General features: G+C 54.8%; 15 protein-coding genes. 2 read left to right on the top strand and 13 right to left on the bottom strand.

Annotated features, from left to right (window positions below):
• Positions 1-8 precede the first annotated feature (8 nt).
• From D7Z26_RS10710 to cysT, 6 genes are all read right to left on the bottom strand, one after another.
• Positions 9-8,087 (bottom strand): S-layer homology domain-containing protein, encoded by an 8,079-nt coding sequence (locus tag D7Z26_RS10710; protein ID WP_158602260.1) that lies wholly within the window; start codon positions 8,085-8,087, stop codon positions 9-11.
• A 224-nt stretch (positions 8,088-8,311) separates the two neighbouring features.
• Positions 8,312-9,325: a LacI family DNA-binding transcriptional regulator gene (locus D7Z26_RS10705; protein ID WP_120976706.1), complete on the bottom strand. Its 1,014-nt coding sequence runs from the start codon at positions 9,323-9,325 to the stop codon at positions 8,312-8,314.
• A gap of 134 nt (positions 9,326-9,459) precedes the next feature.
• Positions 9,460-10,530, bottom strand: coding sequence for a sulfate ABC transporter substrate-binding protein (locus D7Z26_RS10700; protein WP_120976704.1), 1,071 nt, complete (start codon positions 10,528-10,530; stop codon positions 9,460-9,462).
• A gap of 43 nt (positions 10,531-10,573) precedes the next feature.
• Positions 10,574-11,638, bottom strand: coding sequence for a sulfate/molybdate ABC transporter ATP-binding protein (locus tag D7Z26_RS10695; RefSeq protein WP_120976702.1), 1,065 nt, complete (start codon positions 11,636-11,638; stop codon positions 10,574-10,576).
• A 1-nt stretch (position 11,639) separates the two neighbouring features.
• On the bottom strand, positions 11,640-12,437 hold the full coding sequence (locus tag D7Z26_RS10690; RefSeq protein ID WP_120976700.1) for a sulfate ABC transporter permease subunit: 798 nt from the start codon (positions 12,435-12,437) through the stop codon (positions 11,640-11,642).
• Positions 12,434-13,240 carry a sulfate ABC transporter permease subunit CysT gene (cysT, locus tag D7Z26_RS10685; RefSeq protein ID WP_407643511.1) on the bottom strand — a complete coding sequence of 269 codons (807 nt, stop codon included), beginning with the start codon at positions 13,238-13,240 and terminating at the stop codon, positions 12,434-12,436. Before cysT ends, D7Z26_RS10690 begins: the two co-directional genes overlap by 4 nt.
• 252 nt (positions 13,241-13,492) lie before the next feature.
• Between cysT and D7Z26_RS10680 the strand changes: the two genes are divergently transcribed.
• Entirely contained in the window at positions 13,493-13,894 is a 402-nt protein-coding gene (locus D7Z26_RS10680; RefSeq protein WP_120976697.1) for a secondary thiamine-phosphate synthase enzyme YjbQ, read from the top strand.
• A gap of 41 nt (positions 13,895-13,935) precedes the next feature.
• Here the strand turns inward: D7Z26_RS10680 and D7Z26_RS10675 are convergent, their stop codons facing one another.
• Positions 13,936-14,568 carry a YigZ family protein gene (locus tag D7Z26_RS10675; protein ID WP_120976695.1) on the bottom strand — a complete coding sequence of 211 codons (633 nt, stop codon included), beginning with the start codon at positions 14,566-14,568 and terminating at the stop codon, positions 13,936-13,938.
• 167 nt (positions 14,569-14,735) lie between these two features.
• On the opposite strand from D7Z26_RS10675, the gene D7Z26_RS10670 reads away from it, so the two are divergent.
• The gene (locus tag D7Z26_RS10670) at positions 14,736-15,113 is read left to right on the top strand and encodes a helix-turn-helix domain-containing protein (protein WP_120976693.1); all 378 of its coding nucleotides are present in this window, start codon (positions 14,736-14,738) and stop codon (positions 15,111-15,113) included.
• Here the strand turns inward: D7Z26_RS10670 and D7Z26_RS10665 are convergent.
• From D7Z26_RS10665 to D7Z26_RS10640, 6 genes are all read right to left on the bottom strand, one after another.
• Positions 15,099-15,968, bottom strand: a complete 870-nt coding sequence (locus D7Z26_RS10665) for a hypothetical protein (RefSeq protein WP_120976691.1) — start codon at positions 15,966-15,968, stop codon at positions 15,099-15,101. The genes D7Z26_RS10670 and D7Z26_RS10665 overlap by 15 nt on opposite strands.
• 74 nt (positions 15,969-16,042) lie before the next feature.
• Positions 16,043-19,339, bottom strand: coding sequence for a hypothetical protein (locus tag D7Z26_RS10660; protein ID WP_120976689.1), 3,297 nt, complete (start codon positions 19,337-19,339; stop codon positions 16,043-16,045).
• A gap of 33 nt (positions 19,340-19,372) precedes the next feature.
• Positions 19,373-20,710, bottom strand: a complete 1,338-nt coding sequence (locus D7Z26_RS10655; protein ID WP_120977579.1) for a UDP-glucose dehydrogenase family protein — start codon at positions 20,708-20,710, stop codon at positions 19,373-19,375.
• Positions 20,711-20,735: 25 nt separating this feature from the next.
• On the bottom strand, positions 20,736-22,118 hold the full coding sequence (locus D7Z26_RS10650; protein ID WP_120976687.1) for a sugar phosphate nucleotidyltransferase: 1,383 nt from the start codon (positions 22,116-22,118) through the stop codon (positions 20,736-20,738).
• A complete protein-coding gene (locus D7Z26_RS10645; protein ID WP_120976685.1) occupies positions 22,115-23,065 on the bottom strand; it encodes a polysaccharide pyruvyl transferase family protein in 951 nt (316 codons plus the stop codon). Before D7Z26_RS10645 ends, D7Z26_RS10650 begins: the two co-directional genes overlap by 4 nt.
• Positions 23,049-24,422, bottom strand: a complete 1,374-nt coding sequence (locus D7Z26_RS10640; protein ID WP_120976683.1) for an oligosaccharide flippase family protein — start codon at positions 24,420-24,422, stop codon at positions 23,049-23,051. The genes D7Z26_RS10645 and D7Z26_RS10640 overlap by 17 nt, the downstream gene beginning before the upstream one ends.
• Positions 24,423-24,425 lie beyond the last annotated feature (3 nt).

The following is a 24,425-nucleotide window of genomic DNA, read 5'->3' as shown; positions in this document are numbered from 1 at the left end:
TAGGTGTGCTAGAAGTTACGATAATACAGGTTGTAAAGCTTGTAGAGAGCCGTCGCCGCTTCCGCTCTCGTCAAGGAAGAATTCGGGCGCAAATACCCGTTGCTTCCTTGGAAGATTCCCGCGGAAAGCAAGCTTTCGACGCTTGGGCGGGCGTAATCGGAAATCGTCGCTTTGTCCTTATAACTCTGCACGATTTGCGCGGAACCCTCCGCGATTTCCCCGTTCGCCGCGCTCATTGCGCGCGCCATCATCACCATCATTTCCTGACGAGTGACGATCGAATTCGGTTTGAACTCACCTCCTCCCGTGCCGTTCACGATACCAAGCGCCTTCGCCGCATGAACGGCCTCGTCGTAATAGGAGCCGGACTTCACGTCGGTGAACGAGGAAGTTCGCTCCGCTTGCAAATTCAGCGCTCTCATGATCGACACGACCGCATCCGCCCTCGTGATCGCCGCAGCCGGCGCGAATTTAGATGAGCCCGTGCCGTTAACGATTCCCTTGGAAGCAAGCGATTCGATCGCTTGTAACGCCCACCCGTAACGCTCGAGATCCCCGAACGTCTTCGTCGCGTTGACAATCGCGTAGCGGCTGAAATGGTGGGTCGTAAATCTCATTTGGCCGGATAGTTTATCGTAATGACCGCTAGTTACCGGTTCCGCTTTCTGTCCATCCTCCGACAGATGCCGGAAGGTCAGTCGCTCCGGATGGAGAATCTCTTCCGCCGAAGGCCTATACGCCATCCGGAAGGAAACCGAGCTGCTCTTGCTATTCCAAGTCACCGGATTTCCGTCGATAGCCGCGTTAAGCGAAATGACCGGATGATTGCCGACCGCTTCCGCGACGGACGCGGTCGCTCCCTCGAGATCCCCTAAAGCGACGGTCACGGAGAGGATTTGGGCACCCTCGGCTCCGTAGCCCGCGAACATATCTCCCGGCAATGTCAACTGACCCATCGGGGTAGTTACTTCGATGCTGAGCTTTCCTTCGCCTATCAAATAATGCGCGGGCAATCGGATCTCGTAAGCCCTTGCTCCTGCTTCCGCCTTTATCTCGAATGAGATCGTTCGGCGCCCGTCCGCATTCGGGACGGCGGCATCGATCGCTTTACGAACGGCATCCGAATCCGGCTGCAGGACCGCCTTTTGAGTTGCCGCTACTCCGTTGCCCGTCCCGGAGGAAGCTCCCGGACCCGGCGCGTCCGTCTTCCGTTCGACGAGAATCGCGCCGTCTCCCGGTACCGCTTCATAAGACACGAACGCGCCCCCGCCCTCTTTTATCGGCTGCAACGCAATCGCTACGCCGTTGCTGGTTACGATAACATCGTTCCAATCCGTCGGTACTGTCGTGCGCAAGGTTAGCGGTTCATCGTACGCCGACTGATCCAACGTCCCGGATATTGTCACCTTAAAGCTCCGATCATTGATCCGATAGGTGTCTACGACAGCGTTCTGACGTTCTTTCAAATACTTGCCGACTTCGGCAAGCGTGCCGTTCCATACCGCGTCGGATCTTTCCTTCACGTAGGCATAGTGATTGTCGTACAAACCGAGATTCGGAGACGACCAGCCTTCACCGTTATTTCCGTGACCGGTCAGAATCAGCCAATTGGCTTTGGCGATTCCGAAATCCAGCCAGTCGTTCAGTTGCTTGACTGTCGTGGAGCTTTCCGGCAGCATGCTGTACAAGCTATAGTACTTCTTCGTATCCGGCGCATTGCCGGCATTGTTGCCTCCCTGACGCGCCACGACGTACTGCTTGGAGGCCTCCTGAACGACGGCATCGTTAAACGCGTTGTACGGCAAGGCTAGCGCCTGCGGGACATGTCCCGTATTCGCGGCGATCGCGTCCGCGGAGGCGTTCAACTCGGTCTTCATTTCCTGTGGAGTCAATGTCGTCAGATTTCGATGGGTATCGGTATGGCTGGCGACATCGAAGTAACCTTCGTCGAGAAGCTTCTTCCATTGCTCCCACGTTCCCGTTGAAGCGCCCATATCGTTATAGCCGTCCCGTATCCAGCCGCTGATTAACGCGAGCGTCCCTACAAGGCCGTATTTCTTGTGCAGTTCCGCGAACCGCAATACGGAATCGTAGATCCCGTCATCGTAAACGATCGTATAAGCCGCGGCTTTGCAATCTTTCCACTGGCAAACGGTCGTTTCTCCGGCTTCGCCGACTTGCCCCTTCACGGCTTTGGCTACCGTATTCGCGATGGCCCAAGCTCCCGCGGCGTTCGGATGCACTTTATCCGGAAAGGAAAAGCCCAGGTCCGACGTCGCCGCATAAACGTCGATGACGGTCGCGCCCGCCTCCTGCGCAGCGCGCTTAATCAACGGAATTACTCCGCTTCTAAGGACGGATCCTACGATGCCGTATGCCGCGTTCGGATCTTCGTTAAACACCTGAGGCGGAAGATTGACGAATACTTGCGGATGGCTCGGCAGCGACCGGTACGCCCCGATCATCTCCTTGTAGTCCGCCAAGAAGCTGTTTTCTCCGTTTTTCCAGTTCCAGGACTTCGTATCGTTAGTACCGAGTTGGATGATCACGATGTCCGGAGCGTAATTTTTGCTGGCTTCGAACGCAGTCTCGTTCCAATAAGGCTGATCGCCCGACTTGAGCAACGTCCGTCCGCTGACCCCGAAATTTTTCACCGCGTAGCCGTTGCCTAGAAGCGACTGAAGCTGCGCGGGATAACTCGTCGTGCCGGGAAAGTCCAATCCGGCTCCGGCCGTAATGCTGTCTCCGATCGCCGCCACCTTGATCTGCCCCGACGGAAGCGGCTTCTCGGGAATCGTCTCCGTATAAGTGGACGGAATCTCGTCGGAAGGATATTCCGCGAAGTACAAGTCGTCAAAATAGTACGTTCCGGGATTCCATTCGGCCAGACGGATCTCCTTCAGCTTCCGAATATCCGCGGACGTCTTGCTCAGCGGAATATAAACCTTGGTCCACTGCCCTTTCACGGATGCGACGTCCGTCCAATTGTCGGTCGACACCGTTCCGTCCGTATCCAGGAATGTCACATGTATCGTGTTGGAGCCCTGCATATCTTTCACGTAAAAAACAAGATAGTTAAAATCCGATGCATCGACGGAGGAAAGGCCGCCTTGCGGCACGATGTTGACGGATTGGCCGTTCGCTCCCGGCGAGCCGCCGTCGCCCTTCACCTCCAGCTTAACGCTGCCATGCCCGCCCGGATTGACTCCGAACGTCCGATCTACGGTCGCGACCGCATTCATTCCTTGAGTCACCGACGCATTCTCTTCTTCGAACGACTGGAACCAGCCGCTGCTTCCGACCGGGTACGCAGGCGGCTTCGAATCGCTCTTATAGGTTGAGACGTAAGCGTCGTCCACGAGCAGACGATCGTTGGCCTGCAATTCGATTCTTAATTCCGTAATGGCCATTGTATTCAAGCGCCTCGCGGAGAGCGGGACCCCTTGCGCCCCTTCAAGCGATACGCTTAGGCGGGTCCAAACGTCTTTGACCGTGTTCTCCGCCGTTCGGGTCGTCCAGACGCGTCCGTCCGCATCCGCGAGAGTTACGGTTAACTGCCGATTTCCCGTGGTGTCCTTGGCATAGAAATTAAGCACGTTGTAAACCGATAGATTCGCGTTGATCGCTCCGCCTTGCGGCACGAAAGCCGCATAGGCTCCTTCGGCGTTGCTTCCGGCCTCGATTTTCAAGCTTTTCGCCGCGCCGCCTTCCGGACTGTCCATCGCCGATTCAAGCGTAACGCGATGATCGGAAGCCATGAACCCTTTTCCCGACTCGAAGCTCTGGAACCATTCGGAGATGCCGACCGGATGAGGCGTCGAGCCCGTCGCGATTCGGTTGTACCGGTTATAACGTTCGGCGAGCACGTCCGTTACCTGCTTTGGCGTTTTTCTATCCATATGGTATAGACCCATCGTCTGCAAGCCGGTAATATTCGTATACCAGTTATACGCGGTCCACCAGGCCGCCCCGCTCAGTAATCCCGACGAGTTGGCCGAGCCGTCCTCGCTAACGGTTGCCGTCCTCGCGAAGGCGTTAAAAGTTCCCGTGAACAGCTTGAGCTGCTTCGTGTCCGAAGGACTTTCGTCTCCCGACCAGTAACCGTACTCCGTCGCGATGATCGGCTTGTCGGGATATAGAGCGTGTATTCTCTCGATCTCTTCCTGCGTTTCGGAATCGGTATTGGCACCGTAGAACGCGCCGAAATACATCGTCATTCCGATGACGTCCGCCGCCGAATGGGAGTGGTCGCTCTCTCCTTTGTACGGATTGGCCACGGCGGACTGCCCGACCAGACGCGTGCCGTCGATCGCATGGGCGGTATCCCTCAACTCCGCGATGTAGTTCACTCTTTGGAGCTGTCCGGCCGATTCGTTGCTTACTCCGTCGAACCATACGGAAGGACGATTATAGTTGCTGTAGATCATCTCCTCCAGCATCTGCTTCGCCTGACCGCGCTGGCGCTGCAAGTCGAATGCTTCCCCGCTGAACCAATATGCCGGTATTTCCTGCCATACCGCCAATCCGATCCGGTCGGAATACAAGTAGGTCGGCAAAGCATGCGGAAAATGTCCCGTTCGGATGAAATTAGCCTTCAGATCCTCCTTAATCTTGATCAGATCGCCGTAACGGGTCGCCGAATCCAGAGAAGGTCCTTTGTCGGCGCTGTCTTCCGTATATCCGACTCCCGCAAGGAAAGGAGCCAGTTCTCCGTTCAGTTTGATCTGAACGCCATCCGTATCGAGCGTCCGAATTCCGAATTGCGTATAGAAAGTATCGCGTACCTCGCCTCCCGAAATCTGCTCGACCTTCAAGACGTACAAATTCGGATGCGCCGGACTCCACAGCTTCGGTTCCGGGACTCGAATTCGAGCCGTATCGATCGCCTGCTCTCCCGATGCGACCGACAAACTCGCGGTTGCCGTCGCCACGGCAATCCGGCCTGCCAAATCGGAAGCATACTCGCTTAGCTTGTTGCCATCCGTGATATTAGCTTCATAGACGGTGTATTTAAGAGAGACCTGCTCGTTTGCAGCGCTCGTATTATCCAGAAACGCGCGTAACATAAGGTCCCCGTCCGTATTCAACGTCCGAACGTCGCCGCGAACGACGTATACGTCCGGAAGAAACTCCAAATACACATCCCGAAGAATACCCGTATAGTTGAACCAATCCGACTTCGCGTAAGGCAAGATCTCCCCGTTCGCGAAAGTATCCCATTTCGGATTATCCACGCGAACGACGATGACGTTGTCTCCGCCATAACGAAGAGCGCTTCCGACGTCGAGCGCAAAAGGCGTATATCCGCCCTGATGCCCGCCGACATATTGGCCGTTAATCCACACGTCCGCGAAATAGTTGACGCCCAGGAAAGAAAGTCGCGCGGGTTTCCCCGACAAAGAATCGTCTACGATAAAATGCTTGCGGTAATAGACTCCGTCCTGATAACCGGACTTATCTTCCTTATTCTCCGGACCGTTCAACGATTCGTAAGTCCCGATCTCGTCTTCCGGCATCGGAAGCATCTTGGTAGTCCAGCCCGAGTCGTCGAAGCCCGTTTCCTGCCTTCCATCCGCTTCCGTCTCCAACGCTTCGAGCCGCTCCGCGGTTCTCGGCGTTGCCGAGAGCTTCGAATCGAGCTTCGCTCGTTGCTTTTTCCAAGCTCCGTTCAAGGTCAAGTAGGCGCGATCCTTCTGCTTCTCGAAAGAACCGAGAGGCAGTCCGTTCATGAACGGCATCGCTTCGCCATCCACGTCCTTGAGCGACAGCTGCGTGTAACCCGCATTAGGGAAATCGTCGGTCGCGCTCTTGCCCAAATAAAATTCGTCGAAATAATAGACTCCGGCCTTTTGGGGAGTGATCGTTATCCTCGCAAGGCGAGAAAAGCCGAAATTCTCCGTCTTGTCGAGCGGCACCGATATCCGGGTCCAAACTCCCGCCGAAGTTTGCCCGTTTGGCGTTCCCTCGATCGTCTTGCCGTTTCCGTCCGTCAACTGGACTCGCGGCGTCTGCCCTCCATGCTCGTCGCGCAAGTAGAAAATGAGGTGGCTGAAATTCGTGGCATCGATTTCCGGGACATAGTCGTAAGGCTTGGTTTTGTCGATCGACGAACCTAGCGCTTGCGGCCTGATCGTCAAACCGTTGGTCGCCGGGTCTCCGGAATCTGCGGAAAGCACCGCCTTGAGACTGAAAGAACCATAGGCACTGGCCGATTGTTCCGCGTTTACGGAAGTCTGAACTCCACTTCCGGCGGTTAAGCCGTACTTCCCATCCTGCCCCTTCGTTTCGAAGCTCTGATACCACAGCGAGCCGATGTTCTCGTTCTCGCCGATGAACCCGGGCAAAATGTCGTCTTCGCCGCGCGCGAAATAAATATCGTCGATATAATAGCTGCCTTCATTGTATTGTCCGATGTCAACCGCTACGATTTTGGACAGATCGACGCTTGTCGCTCCCTCCAGAGGCAAAATCATTTTCACCCATTTGTTCTTGACGGACGAGGTAGCGCCCCATTTGTCCAGCACTCCGCCATCCGCGTCCAGAAGCCGGATTTCAGCTCCATTGCTGCCATTCGTGTCCTTGATATAAAACATCAAATAGTTATACCCCGATGCATCGAATACGGTTCCGTGCTTGGGCTTCGCCCTAAGATAAGTATTGTTGACGTACGGCCAGCCGGAAGCTCCCGTCGTAAGCAGCACGCTTGTCGTTTCCGCCGCGTTTGCCGTATCCGCAGCGGTCGTTACCGTTGCTCCGCTACCTGCCGCAAATCCCGTTCCGTCTTCGAAATCGTTAAATAGCGCCGTAGAATCCGGGACGTAGGCAGGCGAAGCATCGGATTCGCTCTGCGCCAAATAGAGATCGTCATAATAATAGACGTTTCCGTAACCCCAATAAGTGCCTAACTGAATTTCGGTCAGCCGGGAGAAATCGAGCTTCGTCCGATCCAATCGGACGATCATCTTCACCCATTGGTTGGACAAAGTTTTGACCGAATCCACGGATGCCGTATCCCAAATCGCGCCGTCGGCATCCTTGAATACCGCATGAACGTTGGATCCCGCTCCTGCCGTCGTGTCTTTGATATAGAAGATAAGGTAATTGTAAGGAGAAGCATCCGCATAGACCTCGCCCGTTTTTTTGGCGCCGTCCTGCGGCGTAATACGCGCGCCGTATATTCCGGTATTCCACGCGCCGTTAGCTTCCTCCCCTTGATCGTCCAAATACGTTTGCTGCTTGACCCTCAAGCTCCCTCCGCTAGAGGAATAAGCCGTCGGACTTGCCGTAGTAGAGGCAGTCGTCGCGCTGCCTTGTCCCGCTAGCCCGTAAGTACCGTCTTGTCCCGGCTCTTCGAAGCTTTGGAACATCATCGGCTCGGCAGGCATATCCGGGCCGCTTGGCGGATAAGCCGGCGGAAGATCGCTTGCCGACTTGGCAAAATAGAGCTCGTCGAAATAATATTGGTTCCCCCACCCCCAGTATTCGCCCAGAGAGACGGATACGAGGCGGGAAAAGTCGATTTGGGACTTGTCCAGCGGAATGGACAACCGCGTCCATTCATTCTTCACGGAAACAATTCCATCCGTGGGCGCGTTCCATGCGCGGCCGTCCGCGTCTTTGAAAACCACGTTGGGATTGTGCTCGTCCGCATCGAGAATATAAAAGCTAAAATATGCGTATTCGGAAGCGTCATACACCATAGCGTGCGTAGCTTCATCCATTTCGAGCGCGTCTTCGTGCGGTACCGCCGTAAACCCATAGACGCCCGTATCCCAAGCTCCTCCTTCCGGATTGTTCTCATTAGTCTGAATCAGGCGAACGCTCTTCTTGCTGTCTTCGGACGCGGTTTTACTACTTACGGCCGCCGCACTGGAAGCGCTTCCCACCGAAGCGATGCCATACTTGCCCGAAGTTCCCGGCAATTCGAAATTCTGAAACCATTTCACAGTCTGTTGCGCCGGATTGTCATCCTGCGCGTATGCTGCGCCGCTGCCAAAGCCGGCAAGCACCGAAGAAACGAACAACGCCATTACTAAAACCGCGGTTGAAATTTTGCCCGGCTTCCCGGGCCGGATCCATCCCTGCATCGTACTGCCCCTCTCTTGATTCGAATCGCTTATTTCTGTCCGACCATAAAATGAAATCGATTTCATTTTCATCGAAAAAAACTCCGTAGTCCTGATAACACGTATTGGAATCAATAAGAGTTACTAGGAAAACGGAGTCGACCAGTAAAATGAAATCGATTTCAATTTTCATTATAAGCAGTTGGAATAGTCATGTCAATTCCTTACCGCTCGGTTTCGGCTTTTTAATCGGGAGCTTGCCGCGAAGAAGATTCGCGAACGACGAGTTCGGATTGGACGATCATGATTCTCTCTCCATCATCCGGCTGATCGTTCAACTTGCCGATCAATTTTATCGTAAGTAGCTCGCCTAATTGAAACTTGGGTTGGTTTACCGTGCTTAAGCTAGGGATGATATATTGGGTAATCCGATTGTTATCCACCCCGACGATCGCCATCTTATGCGGAATGGCAATTCCGAGTTCCCGGCAAGCTTTGCTTACTCCGAGCGCCATTTCGTCATTCGCGGCGTACACCGCCGTAAACGGGATTCCTTTCAGAATCAATCTCTTAAACGCTTCGTAACCTCCTTCTTCGCTGAAATTACCGTTCTCGATCAGTTCCGGACGGAAGGGAACCATTCTTTCCTTCAGCGCTTTCATATAACCTTCCAACCGCTCATAGCTGTCCATTACGTCGGGATAACCGTTAATATAAGCGATATGCCGATGCCCGTTATCAAGCAAATGATTGACGACGTCCGAAGAGAATTGAACATTATCCGTCAAGCAACAAGGAATGTTGTCGTGAGCGATCCTTCTGCCGATCAGTCCGATGCACTGCCCCTTATCCGCCAGTTCTATTAACACTTCATCGCCCAAGGAAGACGACGCAAGAATCAATGCGTCTACCGTACGGTTCATCAATAATCCGAGATAATCGCGTTCCTTCTCCGGATTATTGTCGGCATCGCAAATAATCACTTTATATCCCAACGTATAAGCGGTATTCTGCACCCCTTTGATGATCTCCGCAAAGTAGGCGACGTTAATATCCTGAACGATGACTCCGATCGTCCGCGTTCTCTGGGAACGAAGATGCTTGGCGGCCGCGTTCGGATAGTAATTCAGTTCTTCTACCGCCTTCATGACCCGCTCGGTTGTTTTTTTCGTCACTAGGCTGCTATTGTTCAATACTCTCGATACCGTAGCCGGCGATACGCCTGAACGCTTGGCCACGTCAATCAATTTATGATCCATAAATCCCGATTCATCTCCCGAAAATGCCTCTTCAAAAATTATAGGATTAATGACCCATGAATACAAGTAAAATCCGGCGCGTCTACTCCCTTGCCTTAACAAAGAAGCGCTCCCCGAGGAGCGCTTCTTCAAGTTCACTGACCGGCAAGCACTTGGTACCAAACCCCGCGTTTGGAGTACAGCGTTTCCTTAACCCGATCCCAGCCTCCGAGATAATCGATCGTGAACAGATCCCGCGGCACCGGGAATTGCGAGTCCAAGCTGGAAGCAAGTTCTTCCCGCACCGGCCGAAATCCATGTTCGGCGAACAGCTTCTGCGCGGCGTCGGAATACAAATACTCGATGAAGGCATCCGCCACTTCCCTTACGCCGTGCCGGTCGGCGTTGCGATCGACGACGGCGGCCGGATTCTCGATCAAGATCGTGCTCGGCGGAACGACGATATCGTACTTCACGCCCTGCGCGATCCTCGCGAGCAATTCGTTCTCGTAGGTGACGATTACGTCGCCGACTCCGTATTCGAAGGCCGCCATCGATGCCCGTCCGCTCTTGTCCATCGATTCGATGTTGCGGTGGACGTCTTCGAGGAACTTCTTGGCCGCTGCCGGATCTTTATGTCCGGTCGCCAGCTCCGACTTCTTCAAACCCGCTCCATAGATCGCGTTGATGTCCCATTGCGCGCCTCCGGACGTTTTCGGGTTCGGATACAGCACCTTGACCCCCGGTTTTGTCAGATCGTCGAAGTCCCGTATGCCGAGCGGATTGCCCGCTCTCGTTCCCATGACGACGATCGAACGCGTAATCATGCCCTTGGTGGCATTGTTCGACCAGTCCGGACGGACGAGTCCGGCTTTCATCAGCTTCCGAATATCCCCTTCCAGAGCAAGCAACGTAACGTCGGCCTCGAATCCGCCTATAATCGCTCTCGCTTGAGTGCCGGAAGCTTCGTAAGATTCCTGAAAAGCCACCGTCTGGCCCGTCTTCGCTTTCCACTCGGCTTTAAACGCCGGAATAATATCCTGAAGGGCGTCCTTGGCGACGGAATACGCGCCGATCACGAGCGTAACGTCGCCTGCCGGTTTCGTTCCCGTCCCGACAACCTTATTGTTCTCTCCGGTCCCGCAACCGGATAAGGATAACGCTAGGATGATACAAACAAGCCATGCGGCAATCGCCAACCTAGGTTTACGTTTTCCCGTTCTCATCGCTGTCCTCCCGCGGTGCCCTCGAAGGCTCCCGCTCTTACCCTTAAATATGAACCGGCATCGGATCTTCCTTCAGCTTGTTCTCCATCACCCAGCTATCGTTGTCGTTAAACAAGTATGCGCGATGGATCAGCACTTGAACCTCGTCTCCCGGATGCAGGATTTCCTTCTCCAAGGATCGATAGGTCACGAGGCGCGCTGCGCCTAGCTCCACCTCTACCAGCCACTCGCTCCCGCGAAAATGCACATGGCGGACGCGTCCCTTCGCCGTGGCGGACAACAGTTCGAAATCGGACGGTTTACCGACTTCCACGTACTCCGGACGAATCAAAGCTTTCGTTCCAGGCCAAGCAGCCGCTTCTCCGAAGCCCAGCAGGGACGATACGTCATCGACGATCGTGGATTCGCCGATGAAGCTGGCGACGAACGGGGATTGCGGATTTTTATAAATTTCCCAAGGAGAGCCCTTCTGCTCCAGGCGTCCTTTGTTGATGATCATGATTTGGTCGGCAACCTCAATCGCCTCGTCTTGGTCATGCGTAACGAAAATCGAGGTGATGCCGAGACGATCGATCATGTCCCGCAGCCATGAACGCAGCTCGTGGCGAATCTTGGCGTCGATCGCCGCGAACGGCTCGTCGAGCAAGAGAAGCTGCGGCTCCGGAGCTAATGCTCTCGCGAACGCGACGCGTTGGCGTTGACCGCCTGACAGCTGATGCGGATAACGCTTCTCGAAGCCGGAAAGTCCCGTTAGTTCGACTAGTTCGGCTACGCGGGCTTTGATTTTTTCCTTGGACCATTTCTTGACCTCGAGGCCGAACGCGATGTTGCCTTCGACGGTCATATGCTTGAACAGCGCGTAGTTCTGGAATACGAAACCGATGCCCCGCTCTTGGGGAGGCAGATCGTTAACGCGTTTGCCGTGGAATAGGATCTCGCCTTCGTCGACGGATTCCAGTCCGGCCAGCATCCGCAGGATCGAAGTTTTACCGCCGCCGCTCGGTCCGAGCAAACCGATCAGCTGACCTTTCTCGATCTCGAAGTTCACGTCTTTGACCGCTTGGAATTCACCGAATTTCTTGTTCAATCCGCTGACTTCAATATGCATATCAATGCACTTCCCTTCTCGATTTGGCCCATTCCATGAGCAATAACAAGGTGACCGAGCCCGCAGCCAGCACTAACGCGATCGAATTGGCGGCGGTAAGATTAAAATTCTCGACGTCTTGGTAGACAAGCGTTGTAGCGGTTTGCGTTTTGTTGATGATATTGCCGGAAACGACGAGCACCGCTCCGAATTCCCCTAATGCCCGAGCTACGGTGAGCACTACGCCATATACGACGCACCATTGAATGGACGGCCAGGTTACGCGCCAGAATGTCGTCCACGCGCTCGCTCCGAGCGTTGAAGCCGCTTCTTCCTGGGCGCTGCCGATTTCCTGCAATACCGGCATGACTTCCCGGACGATTAAGGGGAACGTAACGAACAAGGTCGCGATGATCATTCCGGGCAAGGCGTACACGATCGATATGCCGGCTTTGCCGAATAATGCGCCAAGCGCGGTGTCCGGACCTAGCAGCAGCACGATCATGAGCCCGCCGATTACCGGAGATACGGCAAAAGGCAAGTCGACGATGCTGTTCAGAAGTTGCTTTATTTTTTGACCGAGCCAGGTTGCCCTGACCAGATAGAGGGAAAGCATTACACCGAAGAAGGCATTAATGACGGTTACGATAATGACGATCGTTAAGGTCATGAATAACGCGTGCAACGTCTCCGGACGGGATAACCCGTGGGTGAATCCGTTCCATCCGTCATTGAAAGCCCCCATCGTAATTCTTACGAGCGGCACGACGAGCAATAATGCGAATACCGCTACGGTCAGCCCGATCCATAGTCTTCTCATCCGCCCTTCCTCCTCATCTGAACGTAATTGACCGTCCATAGAATCAGGAAGGAGAAGGTCAGCAGCAACACGCTTACGGCGGTCGCTCCGACGGTATTATCGCTTTCGATTTCTCCGAAAATATAGACCGAAGCAATCAGCGTCTTACCCGGTATATTGCCGGCAACGAGCACCACGGCGCCGAATTCGGCCAATGCTCTGGAGAACGCGAGCATCGCTCCGCTAAGGATGCCCGGCAGCATGTTCGGCAAGATCACCCGCCAGAACGTCGCGGCTTTGGTTGCGCCAAGCATATATGCGGCTTCTTCCTCCGCCGCGTCCATTTCCTCCAGCAACGGTTGAACCGCGCGAATGACGAACGGGAACGTCACGAACACCATCGCGATGATGATCGCCGGCTGGTGGAACAAGATCGTGAATCCGAGCTTCTCCGACAATTGTCCGACGAAGCTGCGCGGTCCCAACAACAGCAAGATCATCAAGCCGGCGACGGCCGTAGGCAGAGCGAACGGCAAATCCACCAAGCTGTTCAGCAGACGGCGTCCCGGAAACCGGTAACGGATCAATACCCATGCGGACATCGTTCCGACGAGGATGTTGACGACCGTGGCGATAAGAGCCATCCGAATCGTCAACAGCACGGCTTTCCAAGCTAACGGCTCCGTGATGTTGCTGGCGAAATCAGACCAACCCGACGACAAAGACTGACCATAAATCCCTAGAATAGGAAAGATAATCAGTACCATAAAATAAAGCATGACGGCGCTGCGAAATCCCCAGCTCCACCATCGACCCTGCAGCATGGAACTCACGTTGTCGTGTACCTCCCGAAGCTTTAAGAGCATTATATAATATAAAACCTATTAAATTAGTGGGTATTATCACTTTACCAGAAATCGGAACGCTCCGTCAATGAAAAAGCGCATGGTCAGAAGCCTTTTTATTACAAATTCTAATGTAACCTATTCGTATGGCTTATGGGTTGTGAACTGTCGATTGGGCTCGAAACCTCGGACAGGGTATAATTAGGGGAAAATGATAGGAGGGGATTGTCCATGTTGGTTAAAGAAACGCTGCGTACGGCCAAGAGGGACGAGATGATCGACATCACCCGGCAAGTCGCTTCCCTTGTATCCAAACAGGGGATTCGCGAGGGCATTATCGTCGTTTATTGTCCGCATACGACGGCCGGCATCGCGATCAACGAAAATGCGGATCCCGACGTGAAGCTCGACGTTCTCATGCGCTTGGACGAAGTATATCCTTGGAATCATCCTCAATACCGGCATGGTGAGGGCAATACGGCATCTCACTTAAAGGCGATTACGACCGGCACTTCGCAGACGGTCATCGTAACCGGGGGCAAGTTGCTGCTCGGGCGCTGGCAAGGCATCTATTTCTGCGAGTTCGACGGACCTCGACAGCGAGAATATTACGTAAAGTTTATGGAGGGGTGACGAGGGCGGGGAACGGGAATGCTCCTCGTCTACAAACGAACCTACTCGCCATCGACGAAATAGCGTTCCTCGCCGATCTCGAGCAGGGCCTGTCCCTGCGTAATATCGGTGACCCACGCTTGAAACCGTTCCGCATCGCCGGCTTCGGGCAGGCAGTGCACCCTAACGCGATCCGTGAACGCCACCTCGCCGACTCTGAAGCCCCGGCCTCTCAGTTCGTTCTCCAGCTTGCCGTACCAAGTGTAGTCCACGTCTACGATCACTTCGCGATGTAACACGTGTACGATCGTCTCCGCCGCGTCGATCCCGGCGACCGCTCCGTCCGTATACGCGCGCACCAATCCGCCTGCGCCCAACATAATTCCGCCGAAATACCGGGTTACGACGACAGCTACGTTTTTCAAACCTCGGTTTTTGATCACTTCCAGAATCGGCTTCCCCGCCGTGCCGCTGGGCTCCCCGTCGTCCAACGCTTTCTGGAATTGGTCGCGCTCCCCGATGAGATAAGCCGAACAATTATGAGTGGCGTCCCAATACTTCTTCTTCAACTCTTCTATGAAAGCCATCGCTTCTTCTTCGGATTCCACGGGTTTCGCATGTCCGATGAAACGGGATTTCTTGATGACGATTTCCTGGTTACCGTACCTGCGTACGGTCGAATAACGGGATAACAATGGCGATTTTCCTTTCCGGTCAAACAAATCCGCAGTTTCGAACGTCTATATGATAACATAAAGTCTAGCGCTGGCGCAGACGTTCGGGCGAAGGCGTCCGGGTGCAAGTATATGGTAATCATGCTATAATTATGCGTGGGTTTATCGGGGGTTCTGGAGGGTTGGACATGTTCGCCAAGCGTTTAAAACAAATGAGGAAAAAGCGTAAATTAACGATGCAGGAAGTGGCCGATTTCGTCGGAGTCGCTAAGAGCACGTATGCGGGATACGAATCCGGCTATCGGCAGCCGACGATCGAGTCTATCCAGACGATTTCCCGGAAGCTGCGAACGTCGGCTGATTATTTGCTCGGGCTTACCGACTATCCGGAGATGCCGATCGAACCGAACCATAACGCCAAGGAATACTTAAACTACGAACGGTTGCACTGGGACGGCGTCCCCTTGGAGCAGGACGACTTGGACTTGATTCGCAATTTGCTCGAACGCGTTTTGCAGGGCCGAGCGGCTCCCTCTCCCAAGAAGGACGACTCATCCTCCCAATAGTCGCTGAACAGTCGCTTGCGCCTCTGTCTGAAGTTCCTTCTTCCGTTCCTCGTAGGCTTGCTTCCACTCTTCGATTTTCTGCTCCGATACCGATTCGCCGATTGCTTGATCGCTTAATTGTTCGAACGATGCATCGCATGCGGATTCCGCCGCGGACAGCTCCTTCGTCCATTGATCGCTCCAAGCCTTAACGGCATACGGATTATTGCGATCCGTTTGTTTCATCCCCTCTTCCGCGCCTTTCTCCGCTTCTTTCATTCGATCGGCGCACGTGGCTTGCGCCTTCGCCATTTCTTGTTCGTATTTCCGTTCCGAGCTTAACGGCGTCCCGACAACGACGCTGTCCGGCAATTCGTCATCGGCCGATTCGGGCTTCTGGTTAGAGTCGGCGATATTACCGTTGAAAGGCGTCTCGGGCTGTTGACCTGGTTCGTTGTCGGCATTAGGCCGCGATACTGATCCCTCATCCGCGCTAGGCGTTTGGTAGTTCTCCTCAGAACTTGGCTCGCCGGATTTCCCGGATTCTCCGGGCGGATCAACTTCCTCGCCATACGCTGGAATTCCCGATTGCGTCTCGTATCTCCCTCCCGATTCCGCCGCGGATTCCGGTATCGATTCCGATGCGGATACCTGCGAAGTCGCCCGTTCCGATAAACGGTCCGGCATACGTTTCTCCCCGGTTGCGTATGCGATAAAACTTCGATTCGCGGATTCCTTCCAATATAAGCCTCCCCACGCAATCAGCAGGACAACGATTAACGAAGCCAAGCCCGTAAGGACGGGGTCGAGTTTGCGTAGCTTGCGCAAGCCCCATATTCCGCGCCTGCGTCTGCTTCTCTTCCGTTTTTTGGCCATGTTTTTTCCATCATCCTTCCTATCGAAAATAGAGCCAGCCTTCTCTCCCGATAAGAAAGAAGGCTGGCTCGCGCTTAGAATCCTAGAACATCCGTAATAATCGCGTTAACCGTTTTTCTGACCTGATCCTGTGCCTCCTTGATCGCATTCTGCTTGTCGGTTTTATTCGCGTCCGTATCGTTGATCCGTTTTACGGCATCGTTGCCTGCCGCGGAAGCATCCACGACGTAACGCAGCTTCGCCAGCGCGCCCTTAGCTTTGCGCGCTTTCGCTTCGATCCCTGCCAGCTTCTCTTTCAAATCCTTGATGATTTGATCCATGTCCTCGACTTTTCCGACCGTCACTTCCTGCCGGAAGATGACTTGGGTAGGGCGCCCATGCGAACTCACGATCGCCGCCTGAATGACCGCTTTGCCGCTGGCCAATTTACTCGGAATCGTAACCGTACCGTTCGTTTCCACTTTGACGTCCTTGCTTCCGGAAACCTTGCTCCATTTCAGAGAAGAGGAGGGCAGTTGGACGCCCCATACAGACAGACTATAATCCTGGCGTTTGCCGTTCGAAGAAACTTTCACCGACGGTACCGCTTCGGAACGGAATAGCGCGACGATTAAGGCGTTATCCGCTCTTTCTTCGTTCTTGAGCTTGGATTGGAAGTTGGACATTGTCGCCCGCAAATCCGATGCTTTAACGCCGATGTTGCCCAAAGCCTCGCTCAGACCATAGTTCTCGCGGTCTGCCAGCACTATTCCCATCGCTTCGTTCAGAATCGCGGTCCGGGCTCCGGCGTCGTCGACCAAGGCGGCTAGATTTTTAGGTTTCAACTTCGCCATGAGATCGCGTACCGTACCTTCCACTCCTCCGCGATTTTCACTGTCGCCGAAGAGGAACACGAGTACATCGTCAACCTTTAAGCTTTTCGCGCCTCCCGCTGCCCCGATTGCCTTCAACGTCGCTTCATAATCCGGGTTGGCCAATAACGCTTCCAGATTGGAAGCTTGCGAATCGTATTGGAGCTTGCCGATATCCTGGAATAGCTTGAACAAGTCCGTTCTCAGCTTCGTCGAATTTGCGTCTCCAGGAAGCTTCGCGGAGATCGGCTTCCAAATCGGATCGATCAGCTTCAGGTTCGCGGAGACGTTTAACCCCGCGATCTCGTCTCTAAGCTTCCGTACGGCTTGCGCATCCGAAGGATCACCCGCGGCGAGAGCCGCCCACAGCTTCTCTTTCCGCGCAAGATAAGCTTCTACGGGGAACACTTCGCCTCCGATCGATTTCAACGTTACTTCTTGAACGAAAATGGTTTTGCCCTTACCGGTAACGGGGTTCACCAGCTCCGCCTGAACGATCGCGGTCGCGGTTTCGACTTTGCGCGGAATGGTGATCGTCCCGGCAGCGTCGACTTTGACGTCGGAACTTCCCGACACTTTCGTCCAGCGAAGCGCGGAGTCCGGAAGCTCGACTCCGAACGTCTTCAAGACGAATCGTTGAGTAAGTCCGTCCTCGCTTACGTCCGCAACCCCTGTCGTCTCGGAACGGATCAAGGCAACCGTCAAGGCACGTCCCGCGGCTTCTCCGTTCGACAGCTTCGCTTGAATGCCGAGAACTGTTGCCAGTATCGCTTGAGGCGGGATTCCAAGCCCTTGCAGCGCCGCGCTCAACTTATAGCTTTTCGTCTGGACGAACAGCTCGCCCATCGCTTGTTGCGCGAGCTCCGCCAAACCTTGTTGGCTGCCGAGCAAGCTCAGCAACTCCTCCGGCGATAACGCGGCTATCCGATCTCGTACGGCACCTTCCACGCCTCCAAGCTCGACTCCGTCTCCGAATAGGAAAACGAGCAAATCGTCCGCAGCGAGATTCTTCACCCCTCCCGCTACTCCGATCGCCTTCAGCAACGCCCGGAATTCCGGATTCGTCAGCACGGCCTCCAGTTCGGACTCGTGAGGATCGTACGAGATCGCACCGATCGCTTGAACGAGCCGGAACAGCGTTCCCTTGGCTTGCTCCTTATCGATGGTAGCCGGCAGCTTGGCCGCGATCGCTTTCCAGAGCGGATCAAGGAGCGCCGAACCTGTCTCGGCATCCCACGAAGCGATCTCGTCCCGCACGGCCCGAACCGCTTCCGCGTCTGCGGGATCTCCGGCCAAGAGCGCCGCCCGCAATTTGCTCAAGCGTTCCAGAAGCGATGCGACCGGGAATTTCGTCTGCTCCCCGTCATCCGCTCTTAACGTGATGCCTTGTTCGAAGATCACCTTCGCGGATCCGCCGTAAGGATTAATGAGGCTCGTCCGAATAACCGCCGAGCCTTTATCCGCTGCGAGAGGAATCGTCACGACGCCATTTTGCGCCACGCTGACTTCCGGATCCCCGGATACCTTCGTCCATTTCAAAGCCAAGGCTGGCACCTCGATACCGAATATCGATAGCTGATAAGATTGCGTACGGCCATCATCCCTCGTTTGCACTTTGGCTGTCGCCGCCGTGCGAAGATAAGCAACGGTCATCGCGTTAATGGCCGGCTCGTCCTTCTGAAGCCTGCCCAGAAAACCGAATACCATCGTTTGCACGTCTTGCGGCGTAACGCCCAAATTGGCCAGCACTGCGCTGAATTTATACGACCCGGTCTCGCCCAACAATTGCCCCATGCCTTGAAGAAGTACCGTCGTCATACCTTGCTTATCCCCTAACAGCATAAACAATTCGATTGCCGACTTACCGGCCATAATATCCGCGACCGTTCCTTCTACGCCTTTTAATCCCGCGCCGTCGCCGAACAGGAACTCGACCAGATCCTCCATGCTGATGCCCCCGATTCCGGCGGCCTCCGCGATCGCTTTCAATGTGGCGCGGTACTCGGGATTGACGCGGATCGCTTCCAAGCTTTCCCACTGGGGATCGTACGGAACGGAACCGACCGCTTTGAACAAGCGGAACAGACTCGTTTTCATCGCCGCCTTATCGACGGTATTCGGAAGTTTGGCTGCTATCTTGTTCCAGATCGGATCAAGCAGTCGCGCATCGGTCGCATCGTTCAAACCGGCGATCTCGTTCTGCAGGTTCAATACGTCCTGATAATCCGCCGGATCTCCTGCCGCAAGCGCGGCATGAATGGCGTTAAGCTTCCCGATGAACGCGCCGGAGGGAAGTCCCGTCATCGTTGCCTGCACCTTCGCCGGCAGCGAAGCTGCATCCGAATCCGGCTGCGACAACTGACCCGGAATTTGCTCAGGCAACGCCTCCGCCGCATAAGCGAATTCGGACAAACCCAGTTTCTCCGCCAGCCCTTTGCGGCTGAGCGGCAATCCTCCCAGTGAAGAGGCAATCAAGGATAAGGCTAGCGTGGATAATATCGCTTTCGTCTTTAACGTCATTAGGGACACCTCTATCGTAGGATTGTTTGGTTACTATTGCAGCACGGGAACCTGTTGCTTCACGCCTTGGCTCAAGCTGGGACGTCCGACGGAATAGTACACGAAATCGGTGCCCAACAAATGTTCTTCCTTGAACACGTTACGTCCGTCGATTAAAATCGGTTGGCTTAGCGCCGACTGCAGTCGACCGAGATCGACTTCGGAGAACTCCTCCCATTCCGTCAATAGACACAGGGCATCCGCCCCGCGGGCCGTATCCAGCGCCTCGTCGCACCAGACGACGTCGGACTTGCCGAAGAGAGTCCGGAAGTTCGCCGTCGCGATCGGATCGTATGCTCTGACATTCACGTCGTTGTCCACCAAATGCTGAATAATATCCAGCGCGGGAGAATCCCGCACGTCGTCGGTATTCGGCTTGAATGCCAGTCCCCAGATCGCGACCGTCTTCCCCTTTAACTCGCCGCCGAATATCGTTTCCAGCTTGCGGATCACGTTGAACCTCTGATCTTGGTTCACCTCCACTACCGAACGCAGCAGCTTAAACTCGTAGTCAACGTTGCCGGCGATCTGAATGAGCGCTCTCGTATCCTTCGGGAAACAAGAGCCCCCGTATCCGATTCCGGCTTTGAGGAACGATGGGCCGATCCGATTGTCGTACCCCATGCCTTCCGCCACCTGCGTTACGTCCGCGCCGACCTTCTCGCAAATATTGGCAATCTCGTTAATAAAGGAAATCTTCGTGGCAAGAAACGCGTTGGACGCGTACTTAATCATCTCCGCGCTGCGAATGTCTGTGACGACGATCCGTTCCGTAAGCGGGCGATGCAATAACGCCATCGTCGCCGCCGCGCTAGGCGACTCCGCTCCGATTACGATCCTGTCGGGATGTAGCGTATCCTCGATCGCCGAACCTTCCCGCAGGAATTCCGGCAACGAAATGCTGTCGAACCGCTTGCTCGTCCGTGCCCTGATCAGCTTTCCGATCCGCTCGTTCGTCCCCACCGGCACGGTGCTCTTCACGGCGACGATCTTGTAGCCGTTCATCGCGTCCGCGATTTCCAGTGCGGCTTGGTCGATGTACGCCAGATTCGCCTCCCCGCTCGGGAGCGGAGGCGTACCGACCGCGAGAATGATCAATTCCGAGAGGCGCACGGCCTCCGCAAGATCGGTCGTGAACGAAAGGCGACCCGCGGAACGATTCGCCGAGGCCAACTCTTTTAAGCCCGGCTCATAGATCGGGATGCCTCCGGCGTTCAAGGTGTCGATCTTGCCCGGATCCTTGTCCACGCAGATCACTTGATTGCCTAACTCCGCGTAGCAGACGCCCGACACGAGTCCGACGTAACCGGTTCCGATAACCGTAATGTTCATTCCCGACACTCCCTTTTTCCTCCGTTTATACGGCGCAAATATCCATGATTTCGTTCCAATCGAAGGCAAGCCGGACAATGTCTTCCTCGATGAGCTCCGTGCCGGTCTGCACTTCGATAATGTCCATCTCCGTCTCCGCGAGCAGGCTATGCCTGCTTTCCTTGGAGATGACGAGAACATCGCCCGACTGAATCGGGAAATAACGGCCGTTCAGCGCCATGACCCCCCGCCCGGACACGACCGTCCATACCTCGTCCCGGAGCTGGTGATACTGATAGCTGAGATTGCTGCCGGAAGCGACGCATATTCTTTTCGTTAATACTTCCTTCCCATCCGGGTATTTGTAATAATCGAGCACGCGATAGCGCCCCCAGCGCCGTTCTTCGTACATAGGACGCTGATCGGAATGCTTCATGACTTCTTTAATGAGCGGGCTGGCCGCTTTGTCGGACACCAATATCCCGTCCGGGCTAGCCGCTACGATGACGTTCGGAAGATTCAGCAGCGTGATCGGGATGTCCAGCTCGTTAATGACGTGGGTGTTGCCCGAATCCCCGGCGATAATCGCTTTGCCGATAACCGGCGTCTCGATTTCCTCCGTCAGCGTATTCCACGTGCCGAGATCCTTCCAATCGCCTTCGTACGGAAGCGCCACGACATGATTGGACCTCTCCACGATCTCGTAGTCGAAGCTGATCTTCGGAAGCCTGCCGTACTGCTTCGACATTTCTTCGTATTGAATCGGAAGGTCGTAAGAAATCAGAATATTAATGAGAAAATCGAGCTTGAACGCGAAAACCCCGCAGTTCCAAAGCGCTGCCCGTTCGATCATGGCGGCGGCTTCTTCCTCGCGGGGTTTCTCTTTGAAGCTGTTTACTCTCAAGTAGGACTTATCGGTTACGGCATTACCTTCAGGCTCCGCATTCGGCACGATATATCCGTATTTCTCGGAGGGAAACGTCGGCTTGACGCCCATAAGAGCCAGGTTCGCTCCCGATTCGTTCAGCACGCGATCGAGCTCCTTCGTCCGATGGAAGAAAGATTCGTCGACGTACGGATCGACCGGCATGACGACGACGGTCTCGTTCAGGCTCACTCCTTGCATCGAATACAAGTAAGTCGCGGCAAGCGCGATGGCCGGGAACGTATCTCTCCTCTCCGGTTCGACGACGATCTCGACATCGCTTCCGAGCTGGCTACGAATCATCTCGACTTGGGATTTGCTTGTCGCGATGCAGGCATGCGAGCCTAGCCCTGCGGAATTAATCTGCCGCCATACCCGCTCTACCATCGACTCCCGGTCGCCTTCGTCGTTCTTAAGCACCTTAAGGAATTGCTTGGAACGAGACTCGTTCGACAGCGGCCATAAGCGTTTGCCCGAGCCTCCGGACAACAGTACGATTTTCATTGCGATTCCCCCAATCGAGCGGATGCGATTCCCTTTGTCCACGTATTGTAATAGTTGGAGTTCTTGCCGTACGAATTGTCGAGCAGCACGTTGGGCTTGTCCATTAAGCACGAAAGGATGTGCCCATGAAGCCTGGAAGTCTGAACGCTTCGGTACCCGCTGAACCTTCGGACCGCCTTGCTCACGAGATAATCGCTGTATTTGCCCCAGATCGCCTGTACGGGCAAAGGTAGCGTCCCGCTCCGCTTCTTCAGCATCTTGCCGATCATGCCGATCGACTTCCTCTCGACTTTGTTGTACAAGGAGCCCCAGTCCAAATAATCGCCCCCCGCCCGCTCCAGCCGATCTTGGTTTCCCGTCTTCTCGATATCCGTGCGGAAGAAACAGAGCAGCTCCTTCTCCGGGCGGCTTCGCGGCAAGATCGGCCAGAGTTGATGCGCCATGTCCGGAGATAGGTAGACGGAGCAGCGATTGAACTTGCGGCTAGCCATCTCGTAGGAATGGGGATCGCGCACGTACAGATGAACGTCGTTATGGCGATTGAAGATTTCCGCCGTTCGGTCGAATTCCGCCTCCTCCTTATAGTGAATCGTCTGCGGCAATATCACGATCCGGTTGCGAGGGTAGCCGGCAACGACTTTCTCCCTGAACTTCTGGTGCGTCGGATACAGATCGCCGAAGTTGCCGCCTCCTTGCAAGACGATGATCTGATCGGCGGGGATGTTCAGCCCGTCAGGAAAATCAAGCACGCTATAACGTCCTCTCACGCGGATCCGATTCGCCTTGAAGAAGGCTTCCGCTCCCTTCATGATCAACAGGTCCCCTCCGTTGTTGTAGACCGGATAATCCAAATACTGAATGTCCGAGCCCGGCGGAATCGTCTCCAGAATGCGCAATAACTGGTCTTTCAATAAATCCATGGGATGAACGCTAACCTCGGTCGGCATGATCGCTGGCTCCTTTATTTCTTTTTTTCTCCTTCATGCGTTCAGCGAGGAAACGAAAATCGTTCCGATCGAACAACATGCCCTTCAGCGGCACGCGAAAAACGATTCTCATCGACGCTAACGTCAATGCCAACCGAATGACGGCGCCGATTAACAACGCGATCGCGATGCCGTTTAATCCGTAAGCCGGGGTGAGCAAGAAAAGTAAAGCTACGGTGATGACAAGGGCGATCGACTGCCTAAGCAATACGAGGCCGGGCCTTCCCATCGCGTTGAAAGACGACGCCAGTATCCAAGAGCCTCCGCCGAGAATGCATTCGAAACATAATACGTAAAACGCGGTACTGGCTTCGAGGAACGGCGCTCCGAAGAGAATTCCCATCAGGAAACGGCCGATGAACATCGTCGGGACGACGACGACCGTCATCAATAGCAAAGATAGCCGGAACGCTCTTCCTACCGTTGCGATGATCCGATCATTGTCCATGCCCGTAACCTTCGGAAAAATGACGTTCGTAATCGCCATCTGCACCACGTTATACACGCGAGAGAGAGCAAAGACGACCGTGTACAGTCCAAGATCCCTTGCCGTCAGCATGGAGAGGATGACGAGCTTGTCGAACTGCGAATATAACGTGCCAAGCAGCTCGACGCCGAATACTTTGCTGCCGTAACCGAATAGCGCCCTGGCCGCCTTCAGATCCTTAAAACCTTGGATTCTTTCGATCCGAATATCCTCCGCCATGCTGAACAGCGCCCAGGAAACGACGAGTACGCTCGTCGCCGCGAATACGAGGGCGGAATCGCGCAAGCTCAAGTTCCCGACCGCCCAGAGGGCGACCAACCCCACCAGGTTGCACAGCGGAACGAACAACCTCACTCCGTTATATACCGCGAACTTCCCTTTGCTCTGGGCCAGCGCCGAGACGAGGTTGATCACGAGCAGCACCGGCAGCATCGAAGCCGTGTACCAGCGGGTTATCGCGATCACTTCCGGGGGATAATTCCCTAGCCAGGTCGGAAGGCCGATCCAAGCGACGGTGCCGACGACCGCGCTGACGGGAATCTGAAACAGGAAACTCGCCCTGACGAGATGCTCCGCCTCGCCTTTCAAATGCTTCAAGTTATAGATCAGGGAGGTCGGCAATCCGAACCCGACCACTCCCGCGAGCAGCGTAGGCCAGAATACGATGGCCGATAGCTCTCCCTTGCCGTCGACGCCGTACATGCGGGCCGTCACGATCGAGGTAAGCGTGACGACGACCATGACCAGAAAATTGGTCGCGCTGGTCCGGAATATCGTCTGAACGAGACCGTTGCCTCTCCAAGCCCGGTGAATCGCCGCCAATTGTGCCATGTC

The sequence above is a fragment of the Cohnella endophytica genome, from assembly GCF_003628305.1.
Classification (GTDB): domain Bacteria; phylum Bacillota; class Bacilli; order Paenibacillales; family Paenibacillaceae; genus Cohnella; species Cohnella endophytica.
This window is presented reverse-complemented; position numbering and strand designations above follow the sequence as displayed.